Below are 20,902 nucleotides of genomic sequence, written 5' to 3'. Positions count from 1 at the left end.
GAATATGAAACGAAACCGTATCTTAAATAACATTCTGAAGTATGTGGTTTTAGGCCTCATCCTTTTGTTTTTACTGTTCCCCCTCTTATGGGTTCTGATCACATCCTTTAAAACCAATATGGAGGCATATAAATTTCCTCCCACTTTTCTGGTGAGGAACCCTACGGTTCAAAGTTACATTAATTTATTTACTGTTGATAATGACTTTTTTACTTATTATAAAAACAACTTTATTGTGGCAGGAAGCGCCGCGCTTATCACCAGCTTTATGGCGGTCATTTCCGGCTATGCCTTATCCAGATTCCAGTTTAAATGGAACAAATGGATCGTGGCTGCATTTACTTCCGCACAGATGTTTCCTGTGGTTAGCCGTTTGATTTCCCTTTATAAAATCCTTGGGGATGTTAAACTGATAAATACGCACCCGGGGCTGATTCTGGCTGTTACGGCGGGAATGCTCCCCTTTACAATCATGCTCATGTCCAGCTTCTATGACGGGATTCCCAAGGAGCTGGAGGAAGCGGCCAGAGTGGATGGAGCAGGCAGATTCGGGACCCTTTTCAGGGTCGTTGTCCCTCTTGTAAAGCCGGGGATGCTGGCAGTGGGCATTTATGCATTCCTGCTTTCCTGGGATGATTATCTGCATGCTTCCACCCTGATTCAGACAGATTCCCTGCGGACTCTGTCGGCGGGTGTGGCACTCCGCTATTTAGGCGAGCTTTCCTATGACTGGTCCCTGATCAACACCATTTCCATTGTGGGCACCATCCCTATGGTAGTGATATTCTTCTTCTTTCAGAGATATATGGTCAAGGGCCTGGTAGCGGGTGCTGTAAAAGGATAAAAAAGGAGAAAAAACATGCTTGTAACGAACAAAGAGAATTTAATGAAAGCGGCAAAGTCAGGATATGCCATCCCGGCTCTCAATACACAGGGAGGAAATTATGACATCATATGGGCTGCCTGCCGGGCGGCGGAGGAAATGAAGTCTCCCATCATACTTGCCCATTACGTATCCACAGGGGCTTATTCCGGCCACGACTGGTTTGTACAGGTATGCAAATGGTGTGCGGACAAGGTTTCCGTTCCCGTGTCCATTCATCTGGATCATGGCGCTGATTTTGATATCTGCATGGAGGCATTAAAGCTGGGATTTACTTCTTTAATGATCGACGGCTCTACAAAGCCTGCAGAGGAAAATGCGGCTATGACCAATGAGGTATTAAAGGTGGCAAGGTGCTTTGGGGTACCGGTGGAGGCCGAGATCGGAGAGCTTTTACGCCTTGACGGCCAGGGAACTGTTATGGAAAATAAGAATATTGTGGATCCTGAGGAAGTAAAAGGGTTTTTAGAGCTGTGCCGGCCGGATTCCCTGGCAATCGGCATTGGAAATGCCCACGGATATTATAGGGGAGAGCCGGACATCCATCTGGAGGTTTTGGAGGCGGTAAGGAAGTTTACGGACATCCCCCTGGTCCTTCATGGCTGCACCGGAATGAAGGAGGACATCATCAGAGAGGCCATTAAGCTGGGAGTGGCGAAGATCAATTTCGGCACGGAGATCCGTTATAAATACGTGGAATACTATGAAGAAGGCTTAAAAGCCATGGATCATCAGGGGCACTCCTGGAAGCTGTCCCAGTATGCAAATGGCAGGCTGACAGAGGATATTAAGGACATCATCCGCCTGGCAGGAGCGGAAGGAAAGGCCTGATCTGTTTTAGAGAAAAGAACCGTTTGAGAGGAGTTTTGACATGGAAAAGAGAAACAGCCAGTTGACTTATGATGAGATTTACAAACAGCCGGAATCGTTTGAAGCGATCAATGGAACATTAGAGGATATTTACAGGGTTTTGGATCAGGTTTTTTCTGAGGAATACGATGAACTGATCTTTACCGGCTGCGGCACCAGTTTTTACTTAGCCCAGGCTGCCGCCCACGCCTTTTCCACTTACAATACAATACCGGCAAAGGCCATGTGCTGTTCCGAGCTTTACTACTTCCCGGAGACCTTTGTGAAAAACAGAAGGGTCCTGGTCCTTCCTATTACCAGAAAAAGCTATACCACTGAGGTCCGCATGGCCATTGAAAAAGTGAGAAGCTTTCCAGGGGTAAAAACCCTGGCAATTACCTGTGATAAGGACAGCGCTGCTTATAATGACTATATGATCCTGTCTCCTGATACTGCTGAGGACAGCGTGATCATGACCCGCTCCTTTACCAGCATGGTTTATCTGGCTGTTGTCATGGCCATGTATGTGGGAGGGAAGAAGGATGAAGTGGCTGCAATGGCGGACTACGGCAGCAGCGCAAGAGACGCCCTTAGGAAAATGGATGATCTGGCAAAGAAAATCGTGGGCGAAAATGAAAACCTGAATCTGTTCATCACCCTGGGTCAGGGGATTTATTACGGGGTAGCCAACGAGTGCATGAACAAAATAAAAGAAATGGGGATCTCTCATTCAGAGGCCTATTACAGCCTGGAATACCGTCATGGGCCCATGAGCCTGGTGGACGGGAATACGCTGGTTCTTTTCTTAAGCCATTCCGAAACCGTGAAAGAGGATGCAAAGCTTTTGACCCAGATGAAGGAATATGGTGCGGTGACTGCTGCAATGGGAAATACCGTTTCTGTGGATATGAAAGAGGCGGATTACTGCCTGGATCTGCCCTATGGGTACAATGACATGCAGAATGCCGCACTCATAGGATTTATGGGACAGTTTATGGGTTATTATATTGCTGAGAAAAAGGGCATTGATGGGGATAATCCAAGACATTTGTCCCAGGCCATTGTGATTTCGTGATGTTACTCTTCCAGGGCCGGTTTTGGAATGCCCCAAGCCCTTTGCTGATCCCATTGGGACTGGGCAGTCCGCCTCTGATTTTCATCGGAGGTTGGCTGCCCTGGTTTTTATAGATACCTATTCTTCGTTTATCAATTGCTCCAGAAGATCTTTCGCCATAAGAATATCCTCTTTTTGCTCCTGGCCGGATATTTCCCGTTCTATGGTGATATCACCGGCATATCCAATTTCTTTCAGCTTTGCCACAAAGGCGGGGTAATTGACCTTTCCCCTGCCAAGGGGCACCTCCTGGCCCAGCATATGGCCGTCGGTGGGATAGTTCCCATCCTTTCCGTGGATCCCCATCACGTATTCCCCGAACACCTCCAGGGCGTCTATGGGGTTGGCTTTGCCGTACATGATCAGATTGGCAGGATCTAAGTTGATTCCCACATTGCCTTTTCCTGTTTCCTTTTCTATGTCCTGTATGGCCCTTTTTAATGTGACCGGAGTCTCCTGCCCTGTTTCAAAAAGGAAGTTCTGCTGACTTTTTTTACACTGTCTTACCAGTGCTTTTAAGCAGACCAGGACGCCGGGATAATTGGGATCATAGGGGTTTTCCGGCATGTATCCTACGTGGGTCACCACATCCCGTACCTGGATCATGGCTGCGAAATCGATCCCTTTTTGAAGCATCTTCATCCGTTCAAAGCGGAAAGCCTCAGGCACAAGGCCCAGGGTAAGCTGCCCGTCATAGAAATCCCACACTTTGGGACCTTCCCAGCCGCACCAGAAGGCTGTAATGTCCACTTTGTGGCGGCTTTTGGCAGCATTTACCTTATCTGCGGTGCTTTGGTTCATCAGTTCCTGATCCCAGCACACCAACTGGCAGCTTTCCATCCCCATGGAGCGCAGCTCCGCAAATTTTTCATCCACATCCGTATCCTGGAAAAGTTCAACCATAACTCCAATTCTCATGGAAAATCCCTCTCTTTCTTTTTATTAACCCTTAACAGCCCCGGCTGTAATGCCTCCTACAATGTGCTTCTGCATGATAACAAAGAACACCAGGCTTGGGGCCATGGACATAACGATTCCCGGAAGAGCGTGCTCCCAGTCCGCCGTCTGTGCGGAAAACTGCATATAAAGGGCATTTTGAATGTTCATGGCTTTGGCATTGCCTCCGACGATCAGTTGGTTGGTGATGATGTCATTCCATATGGCAAGAGTGTCCAGAACCACCACAGTGGTCAGGATGGGCTTTAGGAGCGGAAGAACAATGGCAAAATAGGTCCTCACCTTTGATGCGCCGTCAATGCAGGCGCATTCTTCCAGCTCAATAGGAACATTTTTTACAAAACCGTGGATCATATAAACCGCTAAGGGCATGCACAGCCCTGTATTCACCAATATATATCCCAACCTGCGCCCCGTCATGCCCACACTGGCCACCAGCCTTGTGAGAGTGATCATGTAGGACTGGAAAGGTACCATCATGGGCATGATAATGAGTATAAAGCATACTGCGGACAATCGTCCCTTTGTCCTTGCCAGCTTATAAGCCGCCATAGGGGCCAGCAGTGCGATCACCAGCACCGTACACGCCGTATACAGCAGGGTATTGCTGATGAGCATGGGAAAGCGGAATTTTGTCCATGTCTCAATGTACATGTTTAAGCTCCAGCTTTCAGGCAGGGCCAGGAACCGTTGAAGCATGTCGTTGTAAGGCTTAAAGGAATTGATAAATATCAGAAGCAGGGGCATCAGCCAGAACACGGAACAGATAAACACAATAGCAGAAAACACGCTGATTTTTTTCAGTTTTTTCATTACGCCTCTATCTCCTTACCCTTAGTTACCTTAAGCTGTATTGCCGTGACCATGAGCACGAACACTACAAATACCAGGGACTTTGCGGTAGCCATTCCGTACCGGTTGCTGAAAAATGCTTCCTTATAGATATTGTAGGCCACGGAAACGGTGGAATTGGCCGGTCCTCCCTTGGTAAATACCATGATGACATCAAACAGCTTGAATGAGAATGTCAGGGAGGTAAGCATGCAGATGGAGATTGCGGGCATGATCAGGGGAATGGTTATTCTTCTCAGAACCTGGAATTTGTTGGCCCCATCTATTTTGGCAGCCTCGATCAGATCCCTTGGCACGGAAATGATGCCTGCAATATAGTTTACCATATAAAACCCCAGATTCTGCCACACAGTCATGATCAGCACTACAAAGAATGCCAGCTTCGCCGAGCCCAGCCAGCTCCAGTGAAATACCTCCCAGCCCGTGGTCTGATACAGAGCCTCAAATCCCGGGCCAAGAATGAATTTCCAGATCAGACTGATAGCCGTCAGGCTTATGATATAAGGTATGTAATAAAATGCCCGCCCCACGCCTGAGCTTTTCTTCTCCTCTGCCATGACAAGAGCCACTGTCAGGGACAGGATGTTCACCACCACTACATAAAACACTGAAAACTTCAGAGTAAATGCGGCGCCTTTCCAAAACAGAGCATCATTTGAGAATATATTAACGAAGTTTTGAAGCCCTACAAACTTCATGTCCTTGCTGATCCCATTCCAGTCAAAGACAGAGTAGTACAGGTTCATCAGAAACGGTATGTCTGTGGAAAAAAGCACAAGCCCTACCGCCGGAAATACAAACAATGCGAATATCAATAAATCTTTTGTTTTCCCTTTGTCTTTCACTTTCACGCCTCCCAATTTCCCGTTCCATCAGGCCCGGCCTTTTAAACCAGAGTTTAGTTTTTCTGGACCTGCCAGCCCTTCTGGAATTCTTCTGTCACCTGCTGCGGGGTCATGTCACCGATCATGTATGCCTGCATGGCAGGGCCTACGATATCAGAATACCCGTTAGGTGCGATGGTGTGGATCCAGCCGTTAGTCTCGCCTTTTTCTACGTAGGTTGCCGCATCGTTTGCCAGGGCGCCCTTTACTTCCATGGTGGTCTTGGCTCCGGGAACGCCTCCTACGCCATCGCACATCCATTTCTGGCCTTCTTCTGAGGTGAGGATATATTCCAGATATTCCTTTGCCAGATCTAAATGCTTGGAATCCTTGTTCACAATATAGGTCCAGTTACAGGAGGAGAGAAGGGTGGCATCTTCCGGATTATCACTGACCGGACAGGGGAGGAACGCCAGTCGGGCATTGGGGTTAAAGGAATCCAGGGTGGACTGGCACCAGTCGCCCATGTGGATCATGGCAGCCTGCCCGTTTGCCAGCATATTTTCACTTGTTTCCCAATCGACTTCCAGAGGCTTGTCAGGACCGTATTTTACAGCCAGGTCCAGGAAGCGGAAGAGGTTCTGAAAATTCTTCATATCCGCGAATTTTAAATCGCCGCTGTTTAATTTATCCACAACTCCCTTGGCATCTAAGGACTTATCCATCATGAAATGGGTGGAAAGGTGATGAAGGACCCATGTTTCCTTTCCTGCCAGGGCAAATGCCGTGATCCCCGCAGCAGACAGCTTCTCACAGGCAGCTTCAAGCTCATCCATAGTATCAGGAAGCTCTGTGATCCCGGCCTTTTCAAACAGGTCCTTGTTATAGATCAGGCCTAAATTCTCATAGGTCCAGGGCAGGGACATGATGTTTCCGTTCCCGTCTTTTCCGGTATCCAGGGCAGCTTCTTTGAATTTGCCCAATACTTCTTTGTCTTCCGTCCAGTTATAGGCATATTCATAATATTTCTGGGCTGCCGTGCCTGACTCCACATCGAATACATCGGGGATATCCCCTGAATTCACACGGGACTGAAGCAGGGTGCTGCTGTCGTTTGCGGCGTGCTGCACTTCGATCTTCACGCCAGGGTGGGCTTCTTCAAATTTTTTGGCCATCTCTGCATACTCCTCCAGACCGTATGCATGAGCGTCAAATACCTTTAAGGTGATTTCCTCCGCTGTTTTTGCCTGATCCTTGGAAACGCTTCCGCTGCATGCCGTAAGGCTGGGAACCGTTAATGCCGCTGTCATCAGGATTGCCAATGCTCTTGCTCTTTTCATCATAATTTTGCCTCCTAAAATATGAAAATTTTTATAGTTGCCTTTTATTTACATATTCCTTAGCCCTATTCCATTCCCTGATGGCTTGCCGCACCGACTGGATGCCTTCCTCAAGGGGAGCTACTTCCACAGACTTTCCTTCCTGCAGACATTGGATAAAATATTTTATTTCCGTATAATAGGGACCCAGATTGGAGATGTTGATCCCTGCTGAATCATCGTTTACATCGTATTCCCGGTGAAGCTGGGGATGCTGGATGCTGCCGTCATTTCCATAGACGGTCAGAGATGGTTTTTCTCTTCCCTTAAACACCACGCTGGCTTCCTCAAAACATGCGTGAAAGCTGGCCTCAAAAGGAAGTGCGGAGCTTACATCCCATATGCCTTCCGTTATGGCAAAAACCTTGCCGAATTCATAGGCGGTGAAGATCTGATTGATCATGCCGCTGGAAAAGGCTGTGGCCTTTACATCAAAGGAATCCGGCTCTCCCAGCATATACCTGAGGAAATCCAGGTCATGGACATGAAGGTCTAATACAACAGAACCGCTTTTTCCTTCCTGGTGGAACCAGTCCTCATATCCCCAGGCGGCATCTCCGCTGACTCTCTGCATGGTGATGGATTTCAGCTCCCCAAACCTGTTGGTATCGTAGCACTCTTTTAAATACCGGTATTCGTCAAAGGATCTCACCACCTGCCCTACCATTACCTGGACTCCGTTTCTTTTCCGGGCATCCATAAGCTTTTTGGCCTCTTCCTCTGTCAGGCACACAGGCTTCTCCACAAATACATGGATCCCCCTGTCCATGGCCGCCAAGGCATGTTCCGTATGGAGGTAGCTGGGAAGGCAGATATGTACACTGTCTAAGGTTTCTGCCTCCAAAAGCTCCATGCCTGTTTGATACAGCCTTGCCTTTGGCCATTGAATGGCCGCTTTTTCCAGAAATTCCGGCCTGCAGTCTGCCAGGGCCGTTACTTCCACATTCATTTTTCCTGACAGCGCTTTTAATGACAGATTATGAGTCGTGCCCATTCCTCCGCATCCAATCAGTCCCACTTTCATTTCATCATCCTCTTTCCTTAGTTTGTGCAGTGACCTTACTAATTAATTTTAAAATTAAAAGCCTTTGGGATAAAGTCTTTAAATCCCGGCTTTTAATTCGTGCAAATCTCATTTGTTTGTTGGTTTTACAATAGCATTAAGTGACATATATGTCAATATATTTTTGGAATACATAATATTTTAATGTTATTTATGTTGTTTATAACGGTAAATGGTTGTAAAAATTATGTAATATGTATATAATATATTTATTAATACTTTGGATTTACAATTTATTTATACTAATACAGTCTGATTTGTTGGAGGTGTATCATTGGAAAATAAGATCTTCTATTATTTATTATGAATTTTTCAAGTAATACAGCTTTTTCCTGTATTTTTAAGGGGATGATTGCAACTGATCATGATTTATGATAACATTATTTAATAATATGGCTTTACTAAATAAACCGTGAGGAGGTGGGCTTGAAGCGCTTCGCCATCATCGGATCATAAGACGCGAAAGGGGAAAACATCTGTGTTTTTCCGTCTGGAGAAAGCAAAGAAGATCTCCGGACAGGAAAAGAAACTGCCCAGGATGGGGCTTCCCAAAGCTTTGTGCATCCCTGTTTCACACAGGACAGGGAATATGTCAGGCAGTTGGATGGGTATTTTATCAAAATAAGCAAAGGACAGGCAGGATATTATGAAACTTGTGAACCAGCAGTTAATTAAAGATACAAATTTAAAGCAATTATACAATTCCATATACCGGAACCCGGGGATCTCAAGAGCGCAGCTTTCCAAGGACTCCCGGTTAAGCAAGACCGCAGTTTCCTCCCTGGTGGATGAATTGATCGCGCGCAAATTTGTATATGATTCCGGCATCAGCGGAAGTACCAATGTGGGGCGCAAGCCCAACAGCCTGATGCTTCGGACGGAACAGTATTATGTGGCTGTATTCTGTCTGGAGGAGAAGGGGTTGAACGCCGCCCTGGTGGACATCACCGGTTCTACTTCCCTTTATCAGCAGATGGATGTGCCATCCCCTGATAACTACATCCCTTTGTGCCAGGAATACATTCATCAGACTGTGCTGCAGCAGATCAATAAAGAGCAGTTTTTAGGCATCTGTGTGGTGGTTCCTGCCATGATCGATCCAGACAGGCGGGAGATATTTGCCACGACCCTGAACCTTCCGGAAAAGGATTTTATAGGAGAACTCCAGGGCGCCTTTTCCGGATTTCCGGTAGCTCTTTTAAATGATACGGCCTGCTTTGCCTATGGGGAAAAGGTCTACACCCAGATCACGGAAAAGGATTTCGCTTTTATCAACTTCGGGAAAGGGATCGGTGCTACTCTTTTTATTCACAATGAGATGCTGGGCCGTGCCAGTGCCTCTTATACCCAGTTCGGCCATTACTCCATTGATCCCAAGGGAGAGCTTTGCTCCTGCGGGAACCGGGGCTGCCTGGAGCTGATGATCGGAGAAGCTTCCTTAAAGGAGCGCATTTCCAAAGCAGGAGGCAGTCCTGCTTTTAGAAAAGCAGCGGCTGTTACTTATGGGAATCTGGGGCAGGCCAGCGTATATGGTGATGTGGTCTCCTGCAAGGTGGTGCGGGATATTGCAGATGAATTTTCTATGGCTTTGTGCAACTTAATCTGCATGGTCCACCCAAAGCTGATCATCATCGGAGGCAAGGGAAAAGACCTTGGACCCTTATTCCTCCAGGAGATCCAGGAATGCCTGCGCACCATGGGGTTTCGGCGTATGGTGAACTCTGTCAGCGTCCGGTACAGCCTTCTGGATTCCAGTGCCCTGTATAACGGCGCCATGAAATATTTTTTTGATATCCATTACAAGTTTACTCAGGATATGGCCGGAAGCTTTTTTATCGGTTAAATGAGGTTTTCCGGCAATATTGTTTTCTTATGAAACGGAGGTATGCCAATGGAAAAGTTAAGAGCTGCAATTATGGGCTGCGGAAGGATCTCTGCCTGCTATGAAGACGCCTTTCTCAGACTTTCGGATTATGTGGAATTAGTATGTGCCATCGACATTGATGAGGATAAGGCAAAAGCCTTTGGGGAAAAGTTCAACTGCCATTACTGTATGGATCTGGATTCTGCGCTGCAATACCGTATTGATGTGATCCATTTATGCCTTCCCCACTATCTGCACCCGGTCATGGCTATAAAAGCCATGGAGGCAGGGATCCATGTGCTGACGGAAAAACCTATTGCCATTACCTTGCAGGATGCGGACCGGATGATGGAGGTACAGAGGCTGACAGGGAAAAAGCTGGGGGTCATTTTCCAGACAAGATATACAAAGAGCGTGGAGAAATTAAAGCGGCTGATTGGAGAAGGGTATTTTGGTAAGATTTTAACTGCCCGGTCTTATCTTACCTGGGACCGTCCCGGTTCCTATTACCAGGGAAGCGGCTGGAAAGGGACCTGGGATAAGGAGGGCGGCGGCGTTTTAATTGACCAGGCCATTCACAGCATGGACAGGGTCCGGTACATGCTGGGCAGCGATGTTGAATGGATCGAGGGAAGTGTGCACAACCACTGCCATGAAATGGTGGATGTGGAGGATACCGCAGAAGCCGCTGTAAGGTTTAAAAACGGCTGTATCTACAGCCTTTACGCCTGCAATTCTTATGCATCCGATGCGCCCATTACGATAGAATTCCAGGGAGAGAAGGGGCGCTGCGGCCTGATACAGGATATGGGGTTTTACGAGGCGGAGGGATGCTATACGGAAATCCGGAATACTTATGAAACAACAAACGTTGGACCGGATTACTGGGGAAGCAGCCACCATCTTCAGATCAGGGATTTCTATGAATCGATTTTACATGACAGGCCTGTGGTTATAGACGGGCTGGAGGGCAGGAAGACTTTGGAGATGGTTAAGGGAATCTATTTGTCTTCTTTGGAAAAAAGGCGTATTTATTTACCCTTTGAGGATGTGTATTATAGGGATTTGAATACTGAAATGGTATGAGATACATAAAGCGTTTTTTGGTTCGTGTTTATGATAATGACACCGGCAGTTGGAGGGGTAATATTACTTTTCCAACTGTTTTTTTATGTGGTTTTCATACAGGTAAGATTCATTGATTATCCACGAGTCATCAGGTGAAAATTTCAGGTGGAAAGCTTTGCGATGATACGCTCACGGGCATTTATTATTATTTTAAAATCAACTGTCCGGAAACACTGTGCTTTGATTTTACCGGTTTGATTCTTTCATTTATGAACAAATTTTTTATTTTACTAAAATTATACCAAAAACTGTCGATATACATATAAATATAAAAACAAAAACAAGGGGTGCGGCTCGTATGAAAAAACAGGAAAAACAGAATTCAATTGCTCTAAACAAAAGGCTGACAATAGGATTCGGCATAGTGAACATTGTAACAGTTTTAATTTCTTTAATAAGCCTTTTCACCATTTTCGCATTATATTCCGCAGACAGTGTTTCATCGAGTTTTTTTGCTCTTTTTTCGGCTGCAATATTGCTGCTGACCGTTGTATGCGCTGTTGCAAGTTTCATAATATGCAGGGCCTTAAACGGAAGCATTGTGCGCCCTCTTAAAATACTCAACAATATTGCACAGCAGTTGTCTGTGGGAGATGCAAGCGCAAACGTCCGGGTCCTTACAAAGGACGAGGTGGGAGAAGTGATGAAATCCTTCAAGGCGATGGTGGAAAATACCAGGAATCAGGCTCAGACAGCCGAAGCAATAGCCGGCGGGGACTTAACCGTCCCTGTGAAAATAAATTCAGAAAAAGATGTTCTGGGCATTGCCTTGAGCAGCATCGTAGAGAAAAACAACTACATTCTGTCTCGGATATGCGATACGTCGGGGCAGGTTTTAAGTGGGGCAGGCCAGATTTCGGAAGCGAGCATACGCCTTTCGGAAGGGGCAAGCTGTCAGGCAGGTTCCCTTCAGGAGCTGGCCGCGGCCGTGACAGAGGTAAAAAACCAGATCAGTTTAAGCGCGGATCATGCGGCAATGGCCAGGACATGTGCAAATGATGTCAGGTACGGAGCCGTGGACGGCAACAGGCACATGGAGGAAATGCTCAAAGCAATGGATGAAATCAACCTATCCTCATCAAATATCTCAAAGGTAATAAAAGCCATCGAGGACATTGCCTTCCAGACAAATTTACTGTCATTAAACGCCTCGGTAGAGGCCGCAAGGGCAGGCCAGTACGGAAAGGGCTTTGCGGTTGTGGCAGATGAGGTGCGGAGCCTGGCGGCCCGTTCGGCAGAAGCTGCAAAAGAAACCGCAGACATGATAGAAAGCTCCATACAGAGAGCTGAACGTGGAATGGGGATTGCAAAGACCACCGCAGATGCTTTTAACAAAATCGTGGGAGGAATAGAGCAGGTCGCCGGTTTGGCGGAAAAGATCGCCGGCGCATCGTCAGAGCAAGCTTTTGGCATAGCCCGGATAAATGACGAAATCAGCCAGGTATCAGCCGTGGTGCAGGCAAATTCCGCAGCATCCGAGGAAAGTACCGCCGCAACGGCTCAGTTGTACAGGCAGGCGGAAGCGCTGAAAGAAATGGTACAAACCTTCAAGCTGAAAACACCCTGCTAAAGAGAAGGGGTAAACGGTACCCTGATAGTAAGACACAGAAGAAAGAAGCTGTGTTGAACGATCAGGGCCCGTTTACCCCTTTTTAATTTATCCTTTCAACCAAAGGAAGAGGCCCATCCAGCCTACAGAAGAAAGATGTTATGCTTCCTGCATTCCTCCCGCATTTCCTTTGGCCAGATGCTGGCCTGGACTTCTCCCACATGGGCTCTGTCCAGCAGAAGCATGCAGAGACGGGATTGTCCGATGCCGCCTCCGATGGTGTAGGGCAGTTCTCCGTTTAAAAGCATCTTGTGGTAAGGCAGGTTTTTCCGGTCAAGGCAGCCTGCTTTTTCCAACTGCTTTGCAAGGGATTCTTCATCCACCCGGATGCCCATGCTGGAGATTTCCAGGGCGCAGTTTAAATTCTCAAACCAGAACAGGATGTCCCCGTTTAACTGCCAGTCATCGTAGTCCGGAGCTCTTCCGTCGTGGGGGATTCCGCTGTCCAGCTTGTCCCCGATCTTCATGAGAAAGACACAGCCGTGTTCTTTTGTGATCAGGTTTTCCCGTTCCTTTGGTGTCTTGTCCGGATAGAGGTCCTCCAGCTCCTGGGAGGTGATAAAGGTAATGTCCTTTGGAAGGTGTTTCACAGCCTGGGGATATTTGTACCAGACCTCGTGCTGCATGTGCTTGATGATCTTAAAGATAGTGCGGACGGTTTCCTTTAAGGTTTCTTCATTCCGCTCCTCCCTGGTAATGACCTTTTCCCAATCCCACTGGTCCACATAGCAGGAATGGAGGTTGTCCAGGTCCTCATCCCTTCGGATGGCATTCATGTTGGTGTAAAGGCCTTCTCCCGGCAGAAAGCCGTATTCATGGAGAGCCATGCGCTTCCATTTGGCAAGAGAGTGCACGACTTCAATGGCTTCACCGGGAATGCCTGCAATGTCAAACCGCACCGGGCGCTCCACGCCGTTTAAATCATCATTTAAACCGCTGCTGTGCTCAACAAACAAGGGGGCAGAGATTCGTCCCAGGTTCATTTCCTTTCCAAGCTCTTTTTGAAACGTATCTCTAATGTATTTAATGGCTTCCTGGGTCTCACGTAAGTCGAGCCTGGGGTCATAGTTTTCCGGTATGATGAGTTCCATGTGGTATTCCTCCCAAATAAAATGTTTTTATTATGGTATCACTAATATGAAAAACGTGCAACCATTGTTTTACTTAAGGAACGGAAGGAACCCTTTTGCCTGCCTGCAAAAAAGTTGCATGGAGACTGGGCCTGTGATATGATAAATGGAAGTTAAAAGAAAAGAGCAAAGTGATATGAACACAGAACGAATTATTATAGAAGATAAAGAAAATCCAAAGGCAGAGCAGTTAAAGAAGCCTGGGGAAATCTTAAGAAAGGGCGGCCTGGTGGCATTTCCCACAGAAACCGTGTACGGGCTGGGGGCCAATGCCTTAAACGAAGAGGCGGCAGGAAAAATATATGCGGCAAAGGGAAGGCCATCGGATAACCCCCTGATTGCCCATATCGGGGATTTTGAGGATCTTTTGCCCCTGGTTTCTGCAATCCCGGAGGCAGGAAAAAAGCTGATGGAAGCATTCTGGCCAGGACCTTTGACCCTGATTTTTCCCAAAAGCGGCCTGGTGCCCTATGGAACCACAGGAGGGCTTGATACGGTGGCAGTGCGCATGCCAGTGGATCCGGTGGCAAGGGCTCTCATTCGTTTGGCAGGTGTGCCGGTGGCAGCACCCAGCGCCAACATTTCCGGGCGCCCCAGCCCCACGACAGCAGACCATGTGTGGCAGGACATGAACGGAAAGATCGATATGATCGTAGACGGAGGGGCCGTAGGGATCGGTGTGGAATCCACCATCATTGATGTATCAGGGGACGAACCTGTGATCTTAAGGCCGGGAGCCATCACCCAGGAAATGATTTCTGCTGTCCTTGGACAGGAGGTTCCTCTTGATCCGGCCATTGTGTCAGGGCCTATGAAGGCGGATGTAAGGCCAAAGGCCCCTGGCATGAAATATAAGCATTATGCTCCAAAGGCGGAACTGACCCTGGTGGAAGGAGATGCAGAGGCCGTCATAGGGACCATAAACCGGCTGGCAGAAGAAAAGCTTTCCCAGGGGTTTAAGGTGGGGATCATCTGTACGGAGGAAACAAAGGAAGCGTATCATGAGGGAATGATCCGAAGCATGGGAATCCGTGCCAGGGAGGAAACCATAGCCCATAACTTATATGGAGTGCTGCGGGAATTCGATGATCTGGAAGCCGATGTTATTTTTTCTGAAAGCTTTTCCAGGGATCATCTGGGACAGGCCATTATGAACCGCCTTACAAAGGCGGCCGGATATCATGTGATAAACGTTTAAAACCGAAAAGGAGGAAAGCAAATGGCTGGAAAAAGAGAAGATTATATTACATGGGACGAATATTTTATGGGAGTAGCGGCTCTTTCCTCAAAGCGCTCCAAGGATCCCAGCACCCAGGTAGGAGCCTGCATCGTAAGCCAGGACAACAAGATTTTGTCCATGGGCTACAACGGTTTTCCTATGGGATGCTCAGATGATGAATTTCCCTGGGACAGGGAAAATGAGCAGACGGATCCTTATAATGCCAAATATTTCTATTCCACTCACAGTGAATTAAATGCTATCCTGAATTACAGGGGTGGGAGCCTGGAAGGCAGCAAGCTTTATGTGACCTTGTTCCCCTGCAACGAATGTGCCAAGGCCATCATACAGGCTGGGATCAAGACCATTGTATACGGTTCGGACAAGTATGACGGCACTCCGGCGGTGGATGCCTCCAAACGTATGCTCAATGCGGCGGGGGTAAGGTATTACCAGTATCAGCCTACCGGAAGAAAGATAGAGATCGAGGTTTAACATGAAATTTTTACTGGTGGCGCTTAACGCCAAATACATCCATTCCAATCCCGCCATTTACAGCTTAAAGGCTTATGCAGAAGCCCATGTAAAAGAGCCGGAACTGGAGGATGGAAGATTCCGGATCGAGACCCAGGAATATACCATTAACAATCAGCCCCATGAGATCTTAAAGGATATTTTCTTAAGAAAACCGGATGCAGTGGGATTTTCCTGTTACATCTGGAATGTTTCCTATGTATTAGAACTGGTCCGGGACCTTCCGAAGGTTCTCCCTCATGTGGAGATCTGGCTGGGAGGTCCCGAGGTGTCTTATGATGCTTCTCAGATCCTTAACCGGGAACGGTCGGTTTATGGGATCATGATGGGAGAAGGGGAGGAAATCTTTTCTGAAGTAGTGCGGTGTTATCTGGAACGGAGCAGGGAGAGCCTTAAGGGCGGCGCCCCTTCCTTTGAAGCCATAGACGGCACAGCCCTAAGGGATGAGAAAGGAAATGGGGTGGAAAGGCCCCTAAAGACAGTGGTGGATATGGATTCCATTCCCTTCCTGTACAAGGATATAAAGGGCTTTGAAAACCGTATCATTTACTACGAAAGCAGCCGGGGCTGTCCGTTTTCCTGCAGCTACTGCCTTTCTTCCCTGGATAAGTCCGTGCGGCTGCGGGATACAAAACTGGTGTTAAAGGAACTGGACGTTTTCCTTAAAAACCGGGTTCCTCAGGTGAAATTTGTGGACAGGACTTTTAACTGCAATCGAAAGCATACCATGGAGATCTGGCGCCATATCATAGAACATGATAACGGTGTGACCAATTTTCATTTCGAGATCTCTGCGGATCTTATAAATGAAGAGGAGTTAAAGCTCATGTCCTCCATGAGGAAGGGGCTCATCCAGCTTGAGATCGGAGTTCAGAGCACCAATCAGTCAACCATTAAGGAGATCCGCAGGGCCATGGATTTAAACCGTTTAAAAGAAACGGTTGGAAAGATCAACAGCTTTGGAAACATCCATCAGCATCTGGACCTGATTGCGGGACTGCCGTGGGAGGATTACCAGAGCTTCCGCAATTCCTTTAATGAGGTTTACGAGATGAAGCCGGAGCAGCTTCAGCTTGGATTTTTAAAGGTGTTAAAAGGCTCTTTCCTGTCGGAAAAAGCGGAGGAATACGGGGTGAGGTTTAAGGAGAAGCCGCCCTATGAGGTGCTGTCAACCAGGTGGCTGGATTACGGCGGGATTCTGAAGCTGAAGGCTTTGGAGGAAATGCTGGAGGTTTACGGAAACAGCGGACAGTTCCGGACCACCTTACATGAACTTCTTAAGGAGTTTGAAACACCTTTTGATATGTTTGAGGCATTGGCTGAATATTATGATAAACAGGGGCTGTCAGAGATCAGCCACAGCCGGATGGCCAGATATGAGATACTGGAAGGGTTTATTTACAGTCTGGTACCAAAAAAACATTCCCTATACCAGGATCTTCTGGTATATGATCTTTACTTAAGGGAGAATTTAAAGAGCCGGCCTCCTTTTGCGGCTGACCAGGAGCCTTTTAAGGACCGGGTAAGGGCATTTTTCGAGGCAGAGGCAGCTTCCTTCCGGTACTTAAAGGAAGGATATGAGGGCTATGAGGCCAGACAGCTTATAAAGATGGCTCATGTGGAGGTGTTCCGGGATGGAAGGGCAATTCTTTTTGATTACAAAAACCGGGATGTCCTGTCCCATAATGCAGCAGCTCATGAGATCGGCGTATGGAGGAAGTAATGGCAAAGAAAGAGACAAAAGCAGAGCGGCAGGCCCGGGTATTAAAAGTGCTTGAGGCCCTTGACCGGGAGTATGGAAGGTCATATGTATGCTATTTAAACCACGAAAATCCATGGCAGCTTTTAATAGCGGTCATTTTAAGTGCCCAGTGTACCGATGCCAGGGTGAATATGGTGACGCCGGATTTGTTCCGGAAATATGATTCTCCAAAGAAATTTGCCAAGGCGGATTTAAAGGAACTTGAAAAGGATATCCATTCACTTGGCTTTTATCATATGAAAGCGAAAAACATCATATCCTGCTGTCAGGATCTGGTGGAAAAATTCGGGGGCGAGGTTCCGGGGACAATGGAAGAACTGCTCTCCCTTGCCGGAGTGGGGCGCAAAACAGCCAATGTGATCCTGGGAAATATCTACAACCAACCCAGCATTGTGGTGGATACCCACGTTAAGCGGATTTCCAGAAAGCTTGGCTTTGCAAAAGAAGAGGACCCGGAGAAAATTGAGTACGAACTGATGAAGATACTTCCAAAGGATCACTGGATCTTATGGAATATCCAGATCATTACTCTTGGCAGATCCATTTGTTCTGCGAGAAATCCCAAATGCTGCCAGTGTTTTCTGCAAACCCTCTGTCCCAGTGCCCAGGTGCAGTCATGTGAAAAGAAGGAGGCTTAATTTGGTATCGTCCTATATTGCCGTGGATTTGGAAACCACCGGTCTTGATCCAAAGCTGGATAAGATCATTGAAATAGGGGCGGTGAAGGTTGTGGAAGGGCAGGTAAGAGAGCGCTTTGAAACCTTTGTCAACCCTTACAGGAAGCTGGAGTCCCGGGTGATCATTCTTACGGGCATCAGTGACCGTCAGTTGGAAGCTTCTCCGGGGATCGGAGAGGTGATTGGGGGATTTTTGGAATTTGCTGGCGGCCTGCCGGTCCTGGGACATCATGTGATTTTTGATTACAGCTTTTTAAAACGCGCGGCAATCAATAAAGGCTACGGCTTTGAACGCCAGGGGATCGATACCCTGAAACTGGCAAGAAGATTTATGCCTTCTGATGAGAAGAAAAATTTAGGGGCTGCCTGCGGATATTTTGGGATCCCACAGACCTTGAGCCACCGGGCACTTGCAGATGCAAACGCAGCTCACGGGCTGTATCAGGAGATGGCAAAGCGGTACAGGAAGGAATTTCCGGAGTCTTTCGTCTCCCAGCCTTTGATTTATAAGACAAAAAAGGAGCAGTCGGCCTCAAAAAGGCAAAAAGAACACTTGCAGGATTTATTAAAATATCATAAAATAGTTTTATCTGTGCAAACGGAGCATTTGTCCAGAAATGAAATATCGAGAATTACGGATAAAATCATAGCACAGTATGGAAGAATATAAGAGAGGTGATACGATATGATTAACTTTAACAATAAAAACAACAGAAAATTTTTATCAGTAGTTTTGATCCTGGTAGTTATTTTACTGATTGTTGCTATGGTGCTTCCTATGATGCTTCAGTTTATGTAAGCAATGGAAGAGGTGTATTGGCAGCATACAGGCACAGCAACAGAGCATGAGGAATGAATATGAAAAAGAAGACTTTGTCCATGAGCCTGGCAGCGGTTGTATTTGCAGCGGGAATTGGATTTCTCTCCCCCACCTATGTCATGGCTGATACCCTTCCAGATGGGATATATGTGGGAGAATATAATCTGGGGGGCATGACGGAAGAAGAAGCCAGCCAAAAGATCCAGGGCCTGGTAAATGAAATGGAGAATCAGAAGATAACGTTGATCGTTGACGGACAGCCGGTGGAAACTGTGGCAAAAGAGCTGGGCTTTCACTGGAGCAATCCGGAGGCAGTGGCTCAGGCCGCATCTTCCTGGCAGGGAGGCAACCTGATCAAACGGTATCTGAATAAGAAGGATATCGAGCAGAACCATGTGATCATTCCTTTGGAAACGGCTCTTGACGATGGGAGAGTGGCGGCCTTTGTTGCGGAGAAATGCTCCCAGGCAATTGTGGAACCAAAGAATGCGACCATAGTCCGGGACAAAGGGGCATTTATTGTGACTCCCTCTGCCATTGGAAAAAACGTGGATGTGATGGCCACCAAACAGGCTCTTGATGCGGCCCTTGCCAATGGGCTTGGGGAGCCGGTAACGGCCACTGCAGTGGTTTCAGAGGTAAAGCCCGGGGTCGCCACGGAAGACTTATCTACTATAAATGATGTGCTTGGAAGCTTCTCCACCAGCTTTTCTTCCAGCGGTGCCTCCAGATCCAAAAATCTGCAAGTAGGCGTGGGCAAGATCAATGGCCGGGTGCTCATGCCGGGGGAAACCCTGTCCGGTTACGAATGTATGCATCCCTTTACCCTGGCCAATGGCTATGCTACGGCAGCGGCCTATGAGAACGGCCAGGTGGTGGACAGTGTAGGCGGAGGAGTATGTCAGATCGCAACCACTCTTTACAATGCAGTGCTTCGGGCAGAGCTGGCAGTCGGCCAGAGGCAGAACCACTCCATGGTTGTAGGCTATGTAAAGCCTTCTGAGGATGCGGCCATTGCAGGTACCTACAAGGACATTAAATTTTCCAACAATTACAGCACTCCTATTTATGTTGAGGGCTATACTTCCGGAAAAACCCTTACCTTTACCATCTACGGAAAAGAAACCAGGCCTGCAAACAGGACCTTTGAGTTTGTTTCTGAGACTTTAAGCGTAACGGATCCGGGCGCACCCAAGGAAGTGGTGGATCCTGCCATGCCTCCGGGAAGCAGAAAGCAGGTACAGTCCGCACACAGGGGGATGAAGTCCAGGTTGTGGAAGGTGATTTATGTGGATGGCGTAGAACAGAGCCGGGAGATCCTTCACACGGATACTTATAACCCTTCAAAGGCCATTATAAAGATCGGTCCTGCCGCTCCTGCGGTAGCTGTGCCTGAGACTCCCGGGGTTCCGGCAGAAACACCGCCGGCAGTAACGCCCCAGGAAACAGCTCCGGCAGAAACTGTGGCCCCAGGGCCGGGAGTGGCTCAGATGCCGGAAGACATCCAGCCTGAGGCAGGGCCGGGAGTGTAGGCAGGTAAGCATATGAGACGGATCGAAAGGGAAAATGCCGGAACCCTAAGGCCGGGGCAGGATCTTGTTGCAGCCGGATATGCCGGGCTTTGGGGAACGGTAGAAACCGTAAAAAATAAAAAAGAAGAACTGTATCAATGGTTTTCCAGGGACTATATAGAACAGATTTTGGAAAACAGAAATATTGCGCCGGAAGGCGGTTTGGAGAAGTGGAAGAAGTTTGGTGCGGCCGAATGTGAACCGGCAGGAGAGGGCGGGATTTTAAAGGCTCTTTGGGACTTGTCCGGTGCTTACATGACGGGAATCCGGTTTTCTCTTCACAGGATTCCGGTGAAACAGGAAACCATTGAGATTTGTGAGCGGTACGATTTAAATCCGTACCGCCTTTTCTCAACAGGCTGCCTGGTTTTTTCAGCGGATAACGGAGGGGATCTGGTACAGGCTCTAAAAGAGCAGGGGATCCACGCCGCTGTGATCGGGAAGGTGACGGGAGACATTAAACGGATCATCGACCATGGAGAAAATGCCGGTTATCTTGACCGGCCCTCAGAGGATGAGTTGTATAAGGTCTTACCACATAATTAGGAACGCCCTGCGGGCATACCTCTATGTCCAGAAAGCGTGGACAATAATTAGGAACGCCCTGTGGGCATACCTCTATGTCCAGAAAGCGTGGACAATAATTAGGAACGCCCTGTGGGCATAC

General features: G+C 47.7%; 20 protein-coding genes. 14 read left to right on the top strand and 6 right to left on the bottom strand.

Going from position 1 to position 20,902, the window contains the following annotated elements; translation table 11 throughout:
- Positions 1 to 4: 4 nt before the first annotated feature.
- Genes ACYVD3_RS17870 through ACYVD3_RS17860 form a run of 3 tightly spaced genes read left to right on the top strand, consistent with a single transcriptional unit; the run spans position 5 to position 2,807 of the window.
- Complete coding sequence (locus ACYVD3_RS17870) at positions 5 to 844, top strand: carbohydrate ABC transporter permease (RefSeq protein ID WP_460643843.1); 840 nt, start codon at positions 5 to 7, stop codon at positions 842 to 844.
- A gap of 15 nt (positions 845 to 859) precedes the next feature.
- Positions 860 to 1,714, top strand: coding sequence for a class II fructose-bisphosphate aldolase (locus tag ACYVD3_RS17865; RefSeq protein WP_460643842.1), 855 nt, complete (start codon positions 860 to 862; stop codon positions 1,712 to 1,714).
- Positions 1,715 to 1,754: 40 nt separating this feature from the next.
- Positions 1,755 to 2,807: an SIS domain-containing protein gene (locus ACYVD3_RS17860; protein WP_460643841.1), complete on the top strand. Its 1,053-nt coding sequence runs from the start codon at positions 1,755 to 1,757 to the stop codon at positions 2,805 to 2,807.
- A gap of 117 nt (positions 2,808 to 2,924) precedes the next feature.
- Here ACYVD3_RS17860 and ACYVD3_RS17855 read toward each other — a convergent pair whose 3' ends face one another.
- The 5 genes from ACYVD3_RS17855 to ACYVD3_RS17835 are packed head-to-tail and all read right to left on the bottom strand — an operon-like array spanning position 2,925 to position 7,882.
- A complete protein-coding gene (locus ACYVD3_RS17855) occupies positions 2,925 to 3,764 on the bottom strand; it encodes a sugar phosphate isomerase/epimerase family protein (RefSeq protein ID WP_460643840.1) in 840 nt (279 codons plus the stop codon).
- Between the two features lie 24 nt (positions 3,765 to 3,788).
- On the bottom strand, positions 3,789 to 4,616 hold the full coding sequence (locus ACYVD3_RS17850) for a carbohydrate ABC transporter permease (protein ID WP_460643839.1): 828 nt from the start codon (positions 4,614 to 4,616) through the stop codon (positions 3,789 to 3,791).
- Positions 4,616 to 5,500: a carbohydrate ABC transporter permease gene (locus ACYVD3_RS17845; RefSeq protein WP_460643838.1), complete on the bottom strand. Its 885-nt coding sequence runs from the start codon at positions 5,498 to 5,500 to the stop codon at positions 4,616 to 4,618. Before ACYVD3_RS17845 ends, ACYVD3_RS17850 begins: the two co-directional genes overlap by 1 nt.
- 53 nt (positions 5,501 to 5,553) lie before the next feature.
- Complete coding sequence (locus ACYVD3_RS17840) at positions 5,554 to 6,822, bottom strand: ABC transporter substrate-binding protein (protein ID WP_460643837.1); 1,269 nt, start codon at positions 6,820 to 6,822, stop codon at positions 5,554 to 5,556.
- A 28-nt stretch (positions 6,823 to 6,850) separates the two neighbouring features.
- Positions 6,851 to 7,882 carry a Gfo/Idh/MocA family protein gene (locus ACYVD3_RS17835; RefSeq protein WP_460643836.1) on the bottom strand — a complete coding sequence of 344 codons (1,032 nt, stop codon included), beginning with the start codon at positions 7,880 to 7,882 and terminating at the stop codon, positions 6,851 to 6,853.
- Positions 7,883 to 8,567: 685 nt separating this feature from the next.
- Here ACYVD3_RS17835 and ACYVD3_RS17830 point away from each other — a divergent pair.
- The 3 genes from ACYVD3_RS17830 (at position 8,568) to ACYVD3_RS17820 (ending at position 12,483) form a co-directional block, all read left to right on the top strand.
- Positions 8,568 to 9,764 carry an ROK family transcriptional regulator gene (locus tag ACYVD3_RS17830; RefSeq protein ID WP_460643835.1) on the top strand — a complete coding sequence of 399 codons (1,197 nt, stop codon included), beginning with the start codon at positions 8,568 to 8,570 and terminating at the stop codon, positions 9,762 to 9,764.
- Between the two features lie 48 nt (positions 9,765 to 9,812).
- Positions 9,813 to 10,871, top strand: coding sequence for a Gfo/Idh/MocA family protein (locus ACYVD3_RS17825; RefSeq protein WP_460643834.1), 1,059 nt, complete (start codon positions 9,813 to 9,815; stop codon positions 10,869 to 10,871).
- Between the two features lie 340 nt (positions 10,872 to 11,211).
- On the top strand, positions 11,212 to 12,483 hold the full coding sequence (locus tag ACYVD3_RS17820; protein WP_460643833.1) for a methyl-accepting chemotaxis protein: 1,272 nt from the start codon (positions 11,212 to 11,214) through the stop codon (positions 12,481 to 12,483).
- Positions 12,484 to 12,605: 122 nt separating this feature from the next.
- Here the strand turns inward: ACYVD3_RS17820 and asnA are convergent, their stop codons facing one another.
- Complete coding sequence (gene asnA / locus ACYVD3_RS17815) at positions 12,606 to 13,613, bottom strand: aspartate--ammonia ligase (RefSeq protein WP_460643832.1); 1,008 nt, start codon at positions 13,611 to 13,613, stop codon at positions 12,606 to 12,608.
- Positions 13,614 to 13,788: 175 nt separating this feature from the next.
- Between asnA and ACYVD3_RS17810 the strand changes: the two genes are divergently transcribed.
- Genes ACYVD3_RS17810 through ACYVD3_RS17775 form a run of 8 tightly spaced genes read left to right on the top strand, consistent with a single transcriptional unit; the run spans position 13,789 to position 20,781 of the window.
- The gene (locus ACYVD3_RS17810) at positions 13,789 to 14,850 is read left to right on the top strand and encodes an L-threonylcarbamoyladenylate synthase (RefSeq protein WP_460643831.1); all 1,062 of its coding nucleotides are present in this window, start codon (positions 13,789 to 13,791) and stop codon (positions 14,848 to 14,850) included.
- 21 nt (positions 14,851 to 14,871) lie between these two features.
- The gene (locus tag ACYVD3_RS17805; RefSeq protein ID WP_460643830.1) at positions 14,872 to 15,366 is read left to right on the top strand and encodes a deoxycytidylate deaminase; all 495 of its coding nucleotides are present in this window, start codon (positions 14,872 to 14,874) and stop codon (positions 15,364 to 15,366) included.
- Position 15,367: 1 nt separating this feature from the next.
- Positions 15,368 to 17,128, top strand: a complete 1,761-nt coding sequence (locus tag ACYVD3_RS17800) for a B12-binding domain-containing radical SAM protein (protein ID WP_460643829.1) — start codon at positions 15,368 to 15,370, stop codon at positions 17,126 to 17,128.
- Positions 17,128 to 17,805, top strand: a complete 678-nt coding sequence (gene nth, locus ACYVD3_RS17795; RefSeq protein WP_460643828.1) for an endonuclease III — start codon at positions 17,128 to 17,130, stop codon at positions 17,803 to 17,805. The genes ACYVD3_RS17800 and nth overlap by 1 nt, the downstream gene beginning before the upstream one ends.
- A 1-nt stretch (position 17,806) precedes the next feature.
- Complete coding sequence (locus ACYVD3_RS17790) at positions 17,807 to 18,514, top strand: 3'-5' exonuclease (protein ID WP_460643827.1); 708 nt, start codon at positions 17,807 to 17,809, stop codon at positions 18,512 to 18,514.
- 15 nt (positions 18,515 to 18,529) lie between these two features.
- Positions 18,530 to 18,643: a hypothetical protein gene (locus ACYVD3_RS17785; RefSeq protein ID WP_024292187.1), complete on the top strand. Its 114-nt coding sequence runs from the start codon at positions 18,530 to 18,532 to the stop codon at positions 18,641 to 18,643.
- Between the two features lie 59 nt (positions 18,644 to 18,702).
- Positions 18,703 to 20,196 carry a VanW family protein gene (locus ACYVD3_RS17780; RefSeq protein ID WP_460643826.1) on the top strand — a complete coding sequence of 498 codons (1,494 nt, stop codon included), beginning with the start codon at positions 18,703 to 18,705 and terminating at the stop codon, positions 20,194 to 20,196.
- 12 nt (positions 20,197 to 20,208) lie between these two features.
- On the top strand, positions 20,209 to 20,781 hold the full coding sequence (locus tag ACYVD3_RS17775; RefSeq protein ID WP_460643825.1) for an AIR synthase-related protein: 573 nt from the start codon (positions 20,209 to 20,211) through the stop codon (positions 20,779 to 20,781).
- Positions 20,782 to 20,902 lie beyond the last annotated feature (121 nt).

This window comes from Lacrimispora brassicae (genome assembly GCF_054772055.1).
This window is presented reverse-complemented; position numbering and strand designations above follow the sequence as displayed.

Bases quoted from the DNA above. Each gene is read 5' to 3' on its own strand.
- ACYVD3_RS17780 (WP_460643826.1), top strand. From the start codon at position 18,703: ATGAAAAAGAAGACTTTGTCCATGAGCCTGGCAGCGGTTGTATTTGCA.
- ACYVD3_RS17820 (WP_460643833.1), top strand. From the start codon at position 11,212: ATGAAAAAACAGGAAAAACAGAATTCAATTGCTCTAAACAAAAGGCTG.
- ACYVD3_RS17785 (WP_024292187.1), top strand. From the start codon at position 18,530: ATGATTAACTTTAACAATAAAAACAACAGAAAATTTTTATCAGTAGTT.
- ACYVD3_RS17860 (WP_460643841.1), top strand. From the start codon at position 1,755: ATGGAAAAGAGAAACAGCCAGTTGACTTATGATGAGATTTACAAACAG.
- ACYVD3_RS17810 (WP_460643831.1), top strand. From the start codon at position 13,789: ATGAACACAGAACGAATTATTATAGAAGATAAAGAAAATCCAAAGGCA.
- ACYVD3_RS17865 (WP_460643842.1), top strand. From the start codon at position 860: ATGCTTGTAACGAACAAAGAGAATTTAATGAAAGCGGCAAAGTCAGGA.
- ACYVD3_RS17870 (WP_460643843.1), top strand. From the start codon at position 5: ATGAAACGAAACCGTATCTTAAATAACATTCTGAAGTATGTGGTTTTA.
- ACYVD3_RS17840 (WP_460643837.1), bottom strand. From the start codon at position 6,822: ATGATGAAAAGAGCAAGAGCATTGGCAATCCTGATGACAGCGGCATTA.
- ACYVD3_RS17830 (WP_460643835.1), top strand. From the start codon at position 8,568: ATGAAACTTGTGAACCAGCAGTTAATTAAAGATACAAATTTAAAGCAA.
- ACYVD3_RS17805 (WP_460643830.1), top strand. From the start codon at position 14,872: ATGGCTGGAAAAAGAGAAGATTATATTACATGGGACGAATATTTTATG.
- nth (WP_460643828.1), top strand. From the start codon at position 17,128: ATGGCAAAGAAAGAGACAAAAGCAGAGCGGCAGGCCCGGGTATTAAAA.
- asnA (WP_460643832.1), bottom strand. From the start codon at position 13,613: ATGGAACTCATCATACCGGAAAACTATGACCCCAGGCTCGACTTACGT.
- ACYVD3_RS17855 (WP_460643840.1), bottom strand. From the start codon at position 3,764: ATGAGAATTGGAGTTATGGTTGAACTTTTCCAGGATACGGATGTGGAT.
- ACYVD3_RS17775 (WP_460643825.1), top strand. From the start codon at position 20,209: ATGAGACGGATCGAAAGGGAAAATGCCGGAACCCTAAGGCCGGGGCAG.
- ACYVD3_RS17825 (WP_460643834.1), top strand. From the start codon at position 9,813: ATGGAAAAGTTAAGAGCTGCAATTATGGGCTGCGGAAGGATCTCTGCC.
- ACYVD3_RS17850 (WP_460643839.1), bottom strand. From the start codon at position 4,616: ATGAAAAAACTGAAAAAAATCAGCGTGTTTTCTGCTATTGTGTTTATC.
- ACYVD3_RS17835 (WP_460643836.1), bottom strand. From the start codon at position 7,882: ATGAAAGTGGGACTGATTGGATGCGGAGGAATGGGCACGACTCATAAT.
- ACYVD3_RS17800 (WP_460643829.1), top strand. From the start codon at position 15,368: ATGAAATTTTTACTGGTGGCGCTTAACGCCAAATACATCCATTCCAAT.